The sequence below is a fragment of the Bryobacter aggregatus MPL3 genome (assembly GCF_000702445.1).
GTDB lineage: Bacteria > Acidobacteriota > Terriglobia > Bryobacterales > Bryobacteraceae > Bryobacter > Bryobacter aggregatus.
Map to the genome: position 1 here is coordinate 2467382 of NZ_JNIF01000003.1, position 13361 is coordinate 2480742.

At 54.8% G+C, this 13361-nt stretch carries 11 protein-coding genes; 8 read left to right on the forward strand and 3 right to left on the reverse strand.

Features of this window, described 5'->3' with window-relative positions; translation table 11 throughout:
* Window positions 1–10 precede the first annotated feature (10 nt).
* From M017_RS0111710 to M017_RS29300, 3 genes are read left to right on the forward strand one after another with little or no spacing between them, the layout of a single operon-like run.
* The gene (locus tag M017_RS0111710) at window positions 11–769 is read left to right on the forward strand and encodes a P-loop NTPase family protein (protein ID WP_051669897.1); all 759 of its coding nucleotides are present in this window, start codon (window positions 11–13) and stop codon (window positions 767–769) included.
* Between the two features lie 10 nt (window positions 770–779).
* Entirely contained in the window at window positions 780–1103 is a 324-nt protein-coding gene (locus M017_RS0111715; RefSeq protein ID WP_155121365.1) for a hypothetical protein, read from the forward strand.
* Window positions 1100–1261 carry a hypothetical protein gene (locus M017_RS29300; protein ID WP_155121366.1) on the forward strand — a complete coding sequence of 54 codons (162 nt, stop codon included), beginning with the start codon at window positions 1100–1102 and terminating at the stop codon, window positions 1259–1261. Before M017_RS0111715 ends, M017_RS29300 begins: the two co-directional genes overlap by 4 nt.
* 38 nt (window positions 1262–1299) lie before the next feature.
* Here the strand turns inward: M017_RS29300 and M017_RS0111725 are convergent, their stop codons facing one another.
* Window positions 1300–1740, reverse strand: a complete 441-nt coding sequence (locus tag M017_RS0111725) for a sigma-70 family RNA polymerase sigma factor (RefSeq protein WP_051669899.1) — start codon at window positions 1738–1740, stop codon at window positions 1300–1302.
* Window positions 1741–1755: 15 nt separating this feature from the next.
* A complete protein-coding gene (locus M017_RS0111730; protein ID WP_051669901.1) occupies window positions 1756–2100 on the reverse strand; it encodes a single-stranded DNA-binding protein in 345 nt (114 codons plus the stop codon).
* Window positions 2101–2963: 863 nt separating this feature from the next.
* Here M017_RS0111730 and M017_RS0111735 point away from each other — a divergent pair.
* On the forward strand, window positions 2964–7055 hold the full coding sequence (locus M017_RS0111735; protein WP_155121367.1) for an NACHT domain-containing protein: 4092 nt from the start codon (window positions 2964–2966) through the stop codon (window positions 7053–7055).
* Window positions 7056–8232: 1177 nt separating this feature from the next.
* Here M017_RS0111735 and M017_RS30715 read toward each other — a convergent pair.
* Window positions 8233–9108, reverse strand: a complete 876-nt coding sequence (locus M017_RS30715) for a DNA-primase RepB domain-containing protein (RefSeq protein WP_051669904.1) — start codon at window positions 9106–9108, stop codon at window positions 8233–8235.
* Between the two features lie 153 nt (window positions 9109–9261).
* Here M017_RS30715 and trbB point away from each other — a divergent pair, with 153 nt between their 5' ends.
* The 4 genes from trbB to M017_RS0111765 are packed head-to-tail and all read left to right on the forward strand — an operon-like array spanning window position 9262 to window position 13357.
* On the forward strand, window positions 9262–10248 hold the full coding sequence (trbB, locus tag M017_RS0111750) for a P-type conjugative transfer ATPase TrbB (RefSeq protein WP_238325869.1): 987 nt from the start codon (window positions 9262–9264) through the stop codon (window positions 10246–10248).
* A 27-nt stretch (window positions 10249–10275) separates the two neighbouring features.
* Window positions 10276–10602, forward strand: a complete 327-nt coding sequence (locus M017_RS0111755) for a TrbC/VirB2 family protein (protein WP_051669907.1) — start codon at window positions 10276–10278, stop codon at window positions 10600–10602.
* A gap of 8 nt (window positions 10603–10610) precedes the next feature.
* The gene (gene trbD, locus M017_RS0111760; protein ID WP_031498085.1) at window positions 10611–10922 is read left to right on the forward strand and encodes a conjugal transfer protein TrbD; all 312 of its coding nucleotides are present in this window, start codon (window positions 10611–10613) and stop codon (window positions 10920–10922) included.
* A gap of 2 nt (window positions 10923–10924) precedes the next feature.
* Window positions 10925–13357 (forward strand): TraG/VirB4 family ATPase, encoded by a 2433-nt coding sequence (locus M017_RS0111765; RefSeq protein WP_031498086.1) that lies wholly within the window; start codon window positions 10925–10927, stop codon window positions 13355–13357.
* The last annotated feature ends 4 nt before the right edge of the window (window positions 13358–13361 follow it).

Here is a 13361-nt window from a genome sequence, read left to right on the forward strand (position 1 = left end):
GCGACAACGCATGACATCCAGTAAGGCGAATGGGGTGGCTTGGGAAAGTGACATTCACTTCTCACTGCAGGGTAAGGGCGGTGTTGGGAAGAGTCTGGTCGCTTCGCTTCTTGCTCAGTATTTTCGACATCGACAGAAGACGCCGCTCCACTGCATCGATACGGATCCGGTGAACCAGACCTTCTCTCAGTATCGAGAGCTTGCGGTGGATCGACTGGAACTGCTCCAGGATGGGTCCGTGGATCAACGGGCGTTTGATGGACTCATGGAGAAGTTGCTCACAGAACAGGGAACCTTCATCGTTGATAACGGTGCTTCTACATTCATCCCTCTGTGGAATTACATGCTTGAGAACAATGCAATGGGGATGTTGCGTGATTCGAAGCGGAGGCTGTATATCCATTGCGTGATTACGGGAGGACAGGCGCTCGGGGATACTCTGAGCGGCTTTGCTCGGCTGGCCCAGACTTCGGACGCGCAGAACATTGTGCTGTGGATCAACGAATACTTCGGTCGGATTGAGAGGGAGGGGAAGCAACTGCATGAGATGCCTGTGTACCAAGAGAACGCCGACCGAGTACTTGGTGCGGTGGTGATTCCACGACGGAATCAAGATACCTTTGGCCGCGATGTAGAAGACGTCATTACCCGCAAGCTGACGTTGCAGGAGGCGATTGATGCGACTGGGTTTCCCATCATGATGAAGCAACGGTTGAAGGTGATGCAGCGGGAGTTGTTTGAGCAGTTGGATGGGCTTTCATTCTTCTAGAGCCATGGACATGAACCGATTGTTGGCGGAGGCTGTGGCGCGACATGGAGTGAAGCTTGACTCAGACGACCCGGCCATGGTGATCGTGACCTTGAATCGACTGATGTTGGAGGATGCCGTACGTGGAGTTGCCGATGAGATCCGTGAGGCGGTCAAAGAGTTCGATGCTGCTGGCGAGAGGATTCAAAAAGCGGTTGGGACTACACTTGCTCGGGAGCTTTCGCGGGCTGCTCGGGGTGGCACTCCGGTGGTGGTGGTTGGTCAGTGGATTTGGATCGCTCTGTCAGTGGCGGTGGCTTTCTTTGTCGGACTGATTGTTGGGAGGTCGATATGAGATTGCAGAATTGGATCTGGCTTTATCTGGGTATGGGTGGGAGCTTCACGCGCTGGGCGGCGCTGCTGTTCTATGGTGCGTTGTGGGCGGCTGTTCTTGTGGTCGCTGGATTCCTCTGCGTGTTGGCAATGGCGATGATCTTGCATTCTGGAGCATGAGTGTGAGGCGGAGCGGTACCCCGCCTCAAGAGAGAGCCTCAAGCGACTCTCCGGCGTAGATAGTCAGGCAGGTCCTCGAAGTGCAAGATCTCTGCTGCTCGTAGGGCACGGCTCATTTGAATGAACTTGAGTTCTGAGATGCCGAGCATCTCTGCCAACTGGCGCTGGGTGGGATGGTCCTGCTCAGCGTAGCTCGCGAGAATGGCGTCGCGACGCTTTTGGAATTGTCTGGTGGATCGGGGGAGCGGATCTACCAGTCGCAGATAGTCGAGTAGGGCGCCTTGGATGCGGTGTTCGGCAAAGGTCTTCAACTTGAGATTGCGCGAGGGATCGAATCGATCTACAGCTTTGATGAGACCGATGGCGCCAGCGGAGATGAGGTCATCGAGTTCGACTTGTGGGCAACGTCGATGGAGCCTACGAGCGAGGAGTTCGACCTGTGGAAGGTGATCGAGAATTGTTTGGTCGCGGTGGGTCATAGCCGGATTGGCCGCTTACGCGGCCACCTCCTGCTTCGGGGAGTGCTTCAGATGAGTGATGCGACGGACCCGGATCTCGGTGATCGACTTCTTTATGCCGTCCTTGGTGGTGTATTCGCGGGTGTTGAGTTCGCCCGTGATCTGGAGGTTCGCGCCCTTGGTGAGAGTGGCGGCGTAGTTCGCGAGTCGGCCAAAGGTAACGAGACGGTGCCAGGTGGTCTGGGATTGGCGCTCGCCGGATTCGCGATCCTTCCAGATGCGCTGGGTGGCCAGCGAGAGAGTTGTGAGGGTGGAGTCGTTGCGAGTTGTGCGGGAATCGGCGTCACTGCCGAGGTACCCAACTAGAATCACGTTGTTCATTTGCTTTCTCCTTCTGCCGCCGTCTCTTGATCGGGGCACCCAAAAGCAAGCGGGGCCGCTCCCAAGAGCGCAGCGGTGAGGCGAAGTGCATTGTTGGGGGACCGGGCGGATCGCGGAGAGCGGGAGCGAACGGACCCGTAGGGCGGGATCCGGCTGGGGGAGCCGACAAAGCAGAACGCAGCCGAGCGCCGGGCGCGGCCAGGCGATAGCCGTCAAGCGAAGCGGTGCCCGATCAGGGGCGGGAGGCTAGGGGCAAGTGAAAAACGCTGTGGACGGCAGTAGGAGGAACAGCCGACAACTTCTGAGCCATGTATCGATCCGGAGCGTGAACTGTGCGTGCTCATTATGTTTGCAATGAGAGCCTTCTGGCAATTAGAGATCCCCAGAATCGTGGCACGGGAGGGTACAATCGCAGAACTATACATATGGCAAAGATCGAGATTCGTTGGGACAACATACGGCCGCATCAGGGGTCGCAGTCGCATGGATTTGAAGAGCTTTGCTGCATGTTGGCAAAGCGGGAGGGCGTCACTTGTCAGGGAGCGACGTTTGTTCGACACAACGTTCCCGATGGGGGAGTCGAATGTGCATGGCTTCTCGAAAATGGTGACGAGATCGGCTGGCAGGCTAAGTTCTTCTCCTCACTTGGGAAGAGTCAATGGGCGCAAATCGATAGGTCTGTTCGGGACGCTCTTCGGAATTATCCTCGATTGGTTCGATTGAAGGTATGTGTCCCGCTCAATCTGAACAGTGGGAACACGCCACGACGACAATCCCAACGGAAGAAATGGACCGAGCTCTGTAAAAAATGGAAGCACGATTCTCGTAGGAGTATTGAGTTCGAGTTTATAGGGGAAAGTGACTTGAACGGTCAACTTCTGGTCGAAGCGAATTGGCCGCTCATTCGCTACTGGTTCAATAAACAGTTGTTTACTCCACAGTGGTTTAAAGACCAGGTCGCGGTCAGTCTTGCAAATGCAGGCAAGCGATTCCAACCGTTATTGCACGTCGATGTCTCAGCTTCCGCTCGGATATCGGCACTAGGAATGACGGAAGACTTCTGCGAGGAGTTCCGGGAGCGCATTCACAAGCTCGGAGTAGCAAGTCAGAAAGCAGGCGCCAGTCTCACGAAATTCTTGCAACAGAGTGAGCTGGATCAGTTTTGGGCGCATCTGGAGTTCTGTCGGCAGGAAGCGATACGACTAAAGACAGATCGTGAGGGTTTCCCTAAGGACAACCTAGAGCTGCGGCTTCGTGGAATGGCCGAAGTAGTGCAATCGGCCATGTACCGGCTGAGATCTCAGTCTGCGTCGCAAACCCCTACTGCGAATCGTGGTGCTTATCGGCCAGAACTTGACTATGCGGCCAACCTCCTTCATGCACTGGCAGATGTGATCAATGATCTCGAACGTGAAGTGAGGTCAGGTGCGAGCAGTATTGCCGTCGCCACAACAATGGTTTTAACCGGAGATGCGGGCATGGGAAAGTCGCACGCGTTGTGTCATGCTGCCAAGCATAGAATCGGAAGACAGCAGCCGACCGTCCTTCTTCTGGGGGGCAGCTTCTCCCGGGATGAGCCATGGTCCCAAGTCATTCGTCAGCTTCAACTGCAGGATATGAACCCGGATGACTTGTTAGGTGTGCTATCAGTCGCCGGAGAGTTGACAGGGGGCAGAACACTGATTTTGATTGATGCTCTCAATGAAGGTGAAGGGCGCGAAATGTGGCGGCAGCATTTTGCCGGGTTCGTCGAGAAGTTGAAAGCCTATCCACGCGTGCGATTGGTAGTGAGCGTCCGAACATGCTTTCTGCAGTCAACGCTCCCTGACATAGCTGGAGTGCACGACTGTAAAGTTGTAAGGCACGACGGATTTCAAGGGCGGGAAATTGCTGCAACAAACGTGTATTTTTCCCACTTCGGAATCATCGCGCACTCGATTCCGATCCTCGATCCTGAGTTCTCTAATCCGCTGTTTCTGTATATTTTTTGCCGAGGAATGAAGCATCGCGGGGAGAGAGAGCTAGCGGCTGGGAGCGGTGGGATCACCAAGGTGTTTGCCAACTACCTTGATTTACTTGAGAGTGAGGCGAGCGACGCCCTAAATCTGGACCCACACGCGGGTACGGTACGAAAAATACTTGACGCTCTTGTTCTGCGGATGATGGCGAGTGGAGACTCCGAACTTTCCAGAACGGAGGCTACTCAATTATCACAGGAGATCCATCCATCAACGGGTCATTCAAATTCACTGTTCAAATGGCTCTTGGATGCGGGTGTTCTATTGGACGACAGTCGCCGATGGAAGAATGGAGAAACCCAGCAAGTTGTACGGTTCACCTACGAAAGGTACTCTGACCACCTTCTCGCTCGAAAGCTCCTCGATCAATGTCTGGAGGCGGATGCATCACCGATTGCAATTGACAAAGCGTTGTTTGTTCAGCTGCTAGGGGAGCGTAAAAAGTATTGGCATATACAAGGTCTTTTGGAGGCGCTCGCGATTCAAGTACCTGAGCTCTTGAAAGGAAGTGAATTGGCAGATGTGCTTCCAACTGTTGAGGGGCAGAGTGGTGCGGTACTGCTAGCGATGCAGCAAAGCATCTCATGGCGGGATTGCGGATCGATTACTGATCGCACGGAATCTTTTTTGATGGAACAGTTGGCTTCGAGCGAACATAGCGACGAGGCTCTAAAAGTACTTTTGAACGTGTCTGCTAAGGGAGGGCACCCGTGGAACGCCAAGTTCCTTCATGAAAGGATTCTTCTTCCACTATCAATGCCGGCCCGCGACCGATTGTGGAGCATCTGGTGTCATTTCGAGTACGGGTACGACGATCAGTCTAGCGGTCCAATTTGTCGACTCTTTGACGCCTGCGAGAATCCATCAATTCGAAAGCATTTGGGTGCGGAGGGTGCGGTATTGTCGACGACCGTCCTGAGCTGGCTGGGGTCTAACGCCAACCGGTTTATTCGCGATCGAGCCACGAAGATCACTGCGGAGATGTTTCATGAGCACCCTGGTGCTATCCCAGAGGTGTTGCGCTCCTTTCAGGCGGTCAATGATCCTTATGTGCTTGATCGGCTCTTGTGTGCAGTATTTGGCGCGATGATGCGGACAAACGATCCCGATATTGCCGAAGCCACGGCAGATGTTTGCGCGGAGTTATGGGGAAGTCCAGATCGTTTACCTACACATATTCTCACGCGCGACCACTTGGCAGGCATCGCAGAACGCGCTGCCTGTTTGAAAGGAAGGAACTTAGCTGATTCTCGATTGCCATTCACTTTTGGGTGTACGGATTGGCCACGTGAGCTGCCGACCTTAGATGATCTGAAGATCATATACGAACAATCCGGGCACGGAGGGTTTGAGATCTTTTACTCGGTGGTTGGGGGTGACTTTGGGATCTATGTACTTCGCGCGGATGCACGAAGGCTATCATGGTTGACTATTCGAAGAGGCCACGACGTTCCAACTTTCGATGAACTTCAAAGTGTGTTTGAGCGCGAGCTGACTGCAGAACAGATAGACGCGATCAGAGACTGTCTTGCTAGTCGTGGAGGGACTGACGACGTCTCGACAGAAGTCGAAAGTTTTGAAGATTGGCCCCCAGAGAAGATGGTTAAAGCGATGAAGGTCAGGGAGGAGCAGCGAGTGCGCACTCAGGCGCGAGCAGAGTCACTGCTTAGTCCAGCGCAGCAAGTGGAGTTTTCGAACCTGTTGGAATGCTCCGCACCAACCTGCTCGAATGTGCTCGATTGTTTGCGCATTCGTTCTGAGTTCCTCCAGCGTTACATTCTTGCGCGTGTACTTGACCTTGGATGGTCTGCGGAGCTGTTTGAGGCGTTTGATCGGCAGATGCCGTACGCAAATCGAGACAGCAAAAAGCCCGAACGCTATGGGAAGAAATACCAGTGGATAGCGTATTGGGAGGCGATTGCCCGGCTAACGGACGCATTCGAATTCGTCGAGAACTACCCACAGACTCAAATTCAGACCTATTCAGGCGCTTGGCAACTGGGGCTGAGTCGCGAGATAGATCCATCAACGAGTATCCAAGGTGACCGCGGGAATGGACCACAGCCTTGCTTTGCATGGTGGCAGCCATCAATTCATACTATGTGGCAGGAAGAACTCTCCGACGTAGCATGGATGCAAGACCCTGACAATTTGCTTCCAATTCACAATGCTTGGCGCGTAAAAGATCCTCGAGGTAGATATTGGCTAAACCTGGACTGCCATTTCAATTGGCTACAGCCACCATCACTTGCCTTTGAGAGGCTAGCCGCGCCGCGCCGCAAAGTGTGGAGCCACCTCCAAGCCTACGTTGTGAGATCCAACGATGCTGCGGCCTTCCGGAGGTGGATCTGCAAGCAGGATCTGTTTGGTCGATGGATGCCCGAGGCGCGAAGTGTCAGCGAGGTTCACCTTGGCGAACAATTCTGGTCAACTGCATTTCAATTCTTCTCCGGCGACATATTCGGAGAGAGTGAGTGGACATCGGGTGACCGTTCACCAACGCTTCCTTCCCCAGTATTGGTTCCATCCATGCGGTACCACGGTTCCGCTAACGGTTTCGACTGTTCGCCAAATGCCGATCTACATACCTCTCTTCCGTCGCCGTGGTTGTTCGAAAGGATGCAATTGGAATGGCGTGGAGAGGTTGGCCGGTATCACGAAAAGACAAGTGGTGATTGTGTAGTGCTCGACCCGGCTCCGCAGTCTCCTAATGTCGAGTCGGTTGGTCCATCTGCATTGTTGGTGCTAGAGCAAGATCTCTTACTAGCGATCGGCGATGCAGATTGCGAAATCATATGGACGGCGTTGTGCGTGAAGCGGATTCTGTCAGATGGCTTCACCTCCCGAGGCGAGATGCACACTAGCAAAGTATTCTGGCTTGAAAAAGGGGAGGAGAAAGCACATAGCTCAGATCGGTTCGTTGACTACTCTCGGTGAAAAAACGCGAGCTGCAATGACGAGTTTAAATGAGCTCCCGGGTCACGAGAAGGTGACCAAATCGATGCATCGATCAGATCGGCAGTATCGTTGGCTGGTAGCTCCCATGAGCGTTGGTTCTTCTTCCATGCATCCTAGGGACACTCCAGACAGAAGTGAGGGGATCTCCCAGGGGAACTGATTTTGGGCCGAGACAGCACGTCGGGTGAGGTGTTTAGCATTCGCGACGCTTGACCATGCTGGGACTGTATGCGTTCCTGGAGTGATGTCGCTTCCTATGTCATTGCCTTGGATGGAGAGCGTTGACTCGAAAATGGCTAGGGCGAAGGAGCACCTAGATACTCCATGCCGAAGCTAAGATGTTTTTCGAAAGCAGAGATCCACAGTTTATCCTGAAGTCCAACGAACGAGAGGCGTGGATCGTTCACTACATAGTGGGTGGTATTCCACCCCTTCGACTAGGGGTCCTCCTGGGAGAGTGTGTTTTTCAAATGCGTTCGGCACTCGATAATCTGGTGTGTGGCCTGATTCGAACGGCAGACCCATGCGCGCCGTGCGAAGGTACTCAGTTTCCCATTGCTTCCACTAGCGATCGGTGGGAAGGGAGTTTCCGAAAACACCTCAGGGGTATTGAGCCAGCGGCGCAGAAGATGATCCGGGATCTCCAGCCGTGTTATCGCTCGGCGACTGCCCCGGAAGGAGACCCACTGGCGATTTTGAATCGTCTCTGCAACAGCGATAAGCATAGAGCTGTCACCCTCACGATAGCGTATAGTCATGACCTTATGGTTAGGGTGCATGGAAGGGATGGGGAGGTTTATGAATGGAAAGCGACGGAGCCACTCTATGCCGCGTCTGTCCACAGCATCCCTATTGGCCTCAACCCTCTGACTGTCCAGCCAAGTGCCCGAGTGGAAGTAAGAGGCACTGGAGTCTTAACAATTCAGGACGTCGGGCCTTGGGGGCTACGTTCGGTCTGGTCCGTCCTCGCTGATCTCCACAAATACGTCGTAGATCAGGTGATCATTCCCCTGAAGCCCTTTTTCTTGGCTCCGCCAGGTAGCCGCGCTAAACGGTAGGCTAGCGAACTGAAGCTATTGGAACAGGATCCTGCGAAAGGGTGAGTGCCAGTTCGGAATCGGTGGATCGCGACATGAAATAAGAGTTCTGGTAGGAATCACGGTCTCCCGCTCGCATCTCGAATTCGTCGCATTGCCTTCTCTATGGTTCGGGTCGTATAGGCTGATTGACGCACAGGTGGACCTTTCTTTGAGAGCTCCCTGGAACTGATTGCCTCGAGTATTGCCTCCTGGCTTAGTCCGTGCGCGAGTGCATAGACCGAGTACGCCAAGTCGATCCGATTGCCGTCGCCTTCGCACTTCGGATTGGACCGGAAGTCGTCAATTGTGAATAACGGGCTGTTAGGGTTGCTTCGCGGTGATGGGTGATTGGGCTTCTCTAGGTTCGCTAGTTGGGAATGGAGGTCGCTGAGGAATGCGGAGGCGTTTGAGTATACGTGCGGCGGCTTCGCTTCAATGATCCGAACGAACGGAAAGGTCCCATCTTTCGCTTGATGCTTGGCCTTCCGATTTGTGAAGCCGGCGAGACGTCCGAAGTGTCGCCAGTCTGCGGCTCCTTTGTCTCCCCCGAAACGCATAGCTAGAGTTCGTGCTGCCAGGGTTGAGAGTCGCCGCTCTAGAATTTGACCGTTGTTGAGCCATGCCTGGAAGTTGCCTGGTGAGGTTTCTACCACCAAGCTGGGCGTGAAGCCTCCCGCGTTCATCCGTTTGATTGCCTCAACGGTCAGGTCGTCGACCATACTCAGGTGGTGTTCTCCCTTCGGGCGAATGTAGATGTTTCGGCCTTGGGCGTTTTGATACCGAAGCCAGGGGACCGATCGGAGTAGGGTCGCTTGGTCCCAGGTTCGTGGCAACATTTCGGGTTCCTTGGAGTCTGACTCGAGTAGGTGCGGCTTGTAGAGTCCGATCTCGTAGAGCTCACATCCCATCGCGCGGATCTGTCGTTCGACCGCAATCAAACTTGGACACTTCATATTTTCCTCTTGACGTTCGCTAGAAGTTCAGGAATAATCGAGCGCATAGCTAGCTGGTACAGGCTAACTGTCAAGTTGTCAAGATCGGAGTATGGAATGCTCGCTCACTCGGCTATCCCGCTTTCGCTCAACGACCGAGGTCAATCGGCTCGCTTGGATGCTAAGTTGCGGCGCGAGTTGGGAGAGACGGTTCTCCGGAGTCTCGCCGATATCAGGACTGAAGATCTGGTTCTCAATCCAGACTCGCGACTCTGGGTGAAACGGCAAGGCGAGGGTTTCCAGTGCATCGGTGAGATGTCGCCCGCTCAAGCGCAGACGGCCATGGGGACGATCGCCGCCCAGAAGGGCACGGTCATCCATCACGACCGACCGATCCTCGAGACCGAGCTCCCGATTGACGGGAGTCGCTTTGAAGGATTGATGCCGCCGGTGGTGAGTAGGCCGAGCTTTGCCATCCGGCAACGTCCTCGAAGAATCTTTACTCTCGATGACTACGAAGTGGCCGGGATCTTAAGCGATTCGCAAGACCCCTTGAATCGACGGAGGTGGCGGAGTCAGTTCCAGCACACGGTTCGTGGCTTGTCGCATGCCGAAGTGATCCGCGCCGCCGTGGCGGAGAAAAAGAACATCCTGATCGTGGGCTCTACGGGTTCGGGCAAGACGACTTTAGTGAACGCGATTCTTGAGGCGCTCGTTCAGCTGGCTCCTGATGATCGTGTGATTTCGATTGAAGACACGATCGAACTGCAGTGCCCTGTGAAGAACTATGTTGACCTTCGGGCAGTAGGGAACGTGACTATGTTGGACTGTCTGCGAGCCTGCATGAGATTGAAGCCGACGCGAATCGTAGTTGGTGAGGTTCGTGGCGCTGAGGCTCATGTCATGTTGAAGGCTTGGAATACAGGGCACCCTGGCGGGGTGGCGACTGTTCATGCCAACGATGCTCTGAGTGGCTTGGTTCGCCTGGAAAGTTTGGTGGCTGAGGCCACTTCGGCGCCTATGCAGTCGTTGATTGCAGAGGCGGTGGATCTGGTGGTCTTCATCGACGAAGAAGCGGACCTGGCAGCTGGTCGCAAGGTTCGTCAACTCCTGCTGGTAAACGGCTATGAGAACGGTCAGTACTCGGTCGAATATCTCTAACTCCATTTGAGGGAAGGGCTGAATCTTATGAGGCTTTCGAATCGCGTTCGGAATCTTGGCGGGATTGTCGTGTGGCTTGTGTTGGCTCAAAGCGTATGGGCTGCAGGAGCCGGAGGTGGGGGACTTCCTTGGGAGACTCCACTCAATCGGGTGGCTCAATCGATGACGGGACCTGTAGCCCTCTCCATCTCACTGATCGCCCTGATGGTGGCGGGGGGAACACTGGTGTTTGGCGGTGAGTTGAGTGAGTTTGCCCGTCGCTCTTGTGTGGCTGTTTTGGCAATTGCGTTTCTGGTGTTGGGAGCCGGATTTATGACGACTCTGTTTGGCGTTGGCGGGGCTGTCGTCTTCTAGGAGCTTCTATGAGCAAGCCCCGCGAGATCGTCATTCACCAGTCGGCCAATCGCCCTCATCTTCTATTGGGATGCGATCGCGAACTGGTGCTTTTCTCGGCACTGCTTTCGGCGATGTTGGTCCTCGCGTTGGTGACTTGGTGGGGTGTGGTGGCAGGAGTCTTGCTCTGGATTCTTGCGGTCGCGGTGCTCTCGCGGATGGGGAGATCGGACCCGATGATGCGCCAGGTCTATCTGCGGCATATTCGGTACAGTCCCTTCTACCTGGCAAAGGGTGCGCTTGGATTTGGGACGGCATCTGTTCCCAGGCGGTGGGTCTAACTATGCGACTAGCCGAACATCGTTCTCGGGCTCAGGGTTTAGCTGACTTGCTGCTCTATGACTCGATGGTGGATGACGGGGTTCTGCTCCTGCAGGATGGCGCTTTGCTTGCGGCTTGGAGTTTTCGTGGTCCGGATATGGCGTCTGCGACTCACGCTGAGATGGGAGCGTTGAGCGCTCGATTGAATTCCGTGTTGCGGTTGGGGAGTGGGTGGATGATCCAGTGTGATGCGATGCGATCGCAAGCACCGGAGTATCCACCCACAGGGGCGTTTCCCGATGCTGTGACTCATTTGATTGATGAGGAACGTCGGGAGCAGTTCGGCGTTGAGGGATCGCATTACGAGAGTGATTACTACTTGGCCCTGACCTATCTACCTCCTGAGGAACGCGAGGAGCGAGCGAAGGGGTGGATGTTCGAGGGGCGGCAAGAATGGAAGTCCAGTGCGGCGCGGGCACTGGATTATTTCAAGGGGCGCGTGAGCGCTTTCGAGGATATCTTGTCGTCCCTGTTCCACGCCCGGCGTCTGAAGGGGACCGATGACGGCGATGAGCTACTTCGCTACGTGCATCGATGTGTGTCTTCTGTGGACCATCCGATCCAGCTCCCTCGCATCCCTAGTTATCTGCATGACGTGCTGGCTTCTCGCGATTTCGTTGGCGGGATGAACCCCAAGATCGGGAATCAGCATGTGCGGGTGATTGCCATTGATGGCTTTCCACAGCTCAGCTATCCGGGAATTCTGGGCGCTCTCGACTCACTAGCAATCGAGTATCGATGGCACACCCGCGCGATGTTGCTTGAGCCTGAGGAGGCGCGTGGATTGCTGGATAAGACACGGCGCAAATGGCGAGCGAAGATTCGCGGCTGGAAGGACCAACTACTGCGGACCGATACGGGACCGGTGAACTTGTTCGCTCAGGAAATGGCGTTGGATGCCGAAGCTGCGATGGGTGTGGCGAGTAGCGGGGATGTGCAATTCTGCGTCTACAACACGGTGATTCTTTGCTTCCATCATCGTGAGGATACTGTCGATGACGCCGCTGCCCTCGTGGTGAAGACAGTTCAGAATCTGGGGTTCTCCTGCCGTATCGAGAGTGTGAATGCCGTTGAGGCTTGGCGTGGGAGCTTGCCGGGGGATGGCTACCGAAATGTGCGGCGGGTCATTCTGCACACGTTGAACCTGGCGGACCTGATGCCGATTACTGCGGTTTGGGCGGGAGAGAAGAAAAACCCTTCGCCGTTGATGCCAGCGAACTCAGCTTCGCTCTTTTATGGCGCAACGAGCGGCGCTACGCCGTTTCGCTTCAATCTCCATGTGGGCGATCTCGGGCACACGCTCATGATTGGCCCGCCGGGAGCTGGCAAGTCTACCTTCCTTGGTTTGACGGCTGCACAGTGGTTTCGCTATCCGCGTTCTCAGGTGTTTGCCTTCGATAAGGGCTATTCACTCTTTGTGCTGACCAAGGCAGCGGGTGGAGAGTTTTATGACATCGGAGGCGAGAAGACTCATTGGGCCTTTTGCCCTTTGAAAGAGATCGATACAGCGTCGGATCTTGCTTGGGCGGTGGATTGGCTGGAGAGCTTGTGTACGCTCCAGGACTTCAAGGTCGGTCCGCGCGAGCGGAATGCTTTGACTGAGGCGGTTGTGTTGCTGCAGAACTCTCCTACTCGAACTTTGACGGAGCTTTGCGCCAATGTTCAAGACACGGACATTCGAGAAGCGCTGCTCTACTACACGCTGGGTGGAGCGATGGGACATCTGCTGGATGCCGAGGAAGACATGCTCGGTGCAGGACGTTTCCTGACTTTCGAAACCGAGCATCTGATGAATCTTGGAGAGAAGGCTGTTGTCGCGGTGTTGCTGTATCTGTTCCGTCGGATCGAGAAGAGACTTGACGGCTCACCTACCTTGGTTCCGCTTGATGAGGCCTGGATTTATCTGAGACATCCTCTATTCCGGGAGCGGGTGCGTGAGTGGTTGAAGACGCTTCGCAAATTCAACGGTGTTGTGTTGTTGTCGACTCAGAACCTGTCCGATATTTTCAATTCGCCAATTCGGGATGTGGTGCTCGAATCGTGTCCGACCAAAGTACTTTTGCCGAATGCGGAGGCGGCGAACCCTGCATCGCAAGAGTTCTATCAGGCGATCGGCATGAATGAACGCGAGGTGGAGATTATTCAGAAGTCGATTCCGAAGCGGCACTACTATGTCGTCTCACCCGTGGGGCGCCGGTTGATCACGCTCGGATTGGGGGGAGTCGGACTGTCCTTTGTGGGCATTAGCAGTCGGGAAGAGCGGCAGTTAGCCGAGACGACGATGGATCAGTTTGGGGGTGCTTGGCCTAGCGAATGGTTGCGGACTCGGGGATTGTCGGACTGGGCCGAGTATCTGGAATTGCAGATGCAATCGGGAAGGTTGGTGTCGAGATGAGTCA

Excerpts from the sequence above, each read along its gene's own strand:
- M017_RS0111710 (WP_051669897.1), top strand. The coding sequence starts at position 11 with ATGACATCCAGTAAGGCGAATGGGGTGGCTTGGGAAAGTGACATTCAC.
- M017_RS0111715 (WP_155121365.1), top strand. The coding sequence starts at position 780 with ATGAACCGATTGTTGGCGGAGGCTGTGGCGCGACATGGAGTGAAGCTT.
- M017_RS29300 (WP_155121366.1), top strand. The coding sequence starts at position 1,100 with ATGAGATTGCAGAATTGGATCTGGCTTTATCTGGGTATGGGTGGGAGC.
- M017_RS0111725 (WP_051669899.1), bottom strand. The coding sequence starts at position 1,740 with ATGACCCACCGCGACCAAACAATTCTCGATCACCTTCCACAGGTCGAA.
- M017_RS0111730 (WP_051669901.1), bottom strand. The coding sequence starts at position 2,100 with ATGAACAACGTGATTCTAGTTGGGTACCTCGGCAGTGACGCCGATTCC.
- M017_RS30715 (WP_051669904.1), bottom strand. The coding sequence starts at position 9,108 with ATGAAGTGTCCAAGTTTGATTGCGGTCGAACGACAGATCCGCGCGATG.
- M017_RS0111755 (WP_051669907.1), top strand. The coding sequence starts at position 10,276 with ATGAGGCTTTCGAATCGCGTTCGGAATCTTGGCGGGATTGTCGTGTGG.
- trbD (WP_031498085.1), top strand. The coding sequence starts at position 10,611 with ATGAGCAAGCCCCGCGAGATCGTCATTCACCAGTCGGCCAATCGCCCT.
- M017_RS0111765 (WP_031498086.1), top strand. The coding sequence starts at position 10,925 with ATGCGACTAGCCGAACATCGTTCTCGGGCTCAGGGTTTAGCTGACTTG.